The sequence below is a fragment of the Chloroherpetonaceae bacterium genome (genome assembly GCA_025056565.1).
Taxonomy (GTDB): domain Bacteria; phylum Bacteroidota; class Chlorobiia; order Chlorobiales; family Thermochlorobacteraceae; genus Thermochlorobacter.
The window spans coordinates 52950-53236 of record JANWWA010000018.1 but is presented as its reverse complement, the minus strand read 5'-3'; the positions used below and the strand labels follow the sequence as shown (position 1 = coordinate 53236).

Sequence of the window (287 nt, the reverse complement as noted above, 5' to 3'; positions counted from 1 at the left end):
CTGTGGAGAAGATTCAGAATTGACCCATTGCTCTAAAAGATACAGGGGTTTAGAGATGCTCTAAACCCCATTGCTTTACTCCTGACCAGTAGGAACACAGCAACGAAACCCTCCATGACCCACGCACACAATACCATCTTGATCACACAGAATTCTAGCATATGTCCTCTCCCCCAGACTTTCTGCTGAAGACTGCGGGGGTTCGAGGAAAAACGATGTAACAAGAGCGCACAACAGCGCAAAAAAGCCCAAGACGATTTTCTTTTTCATCGTTTGATTGAAGTTTG

At 45.3% G+C, this 287-nt stretch carries 1 protein-coding gene; it reads right to left on the bottom strand.

Going from position 1 to position 287, the window contains the following annotated elements; all coding sequences use genetic code 11:
* Positions 1 to 75: 75 nt before the first annotated feature.
* Positions 76 to 287: hypothetical protein (locus NZM05_11835; protein MCS7014303.1), on the bottom strand; the 212-nt coding region annotated here is incomplete at its 5' end.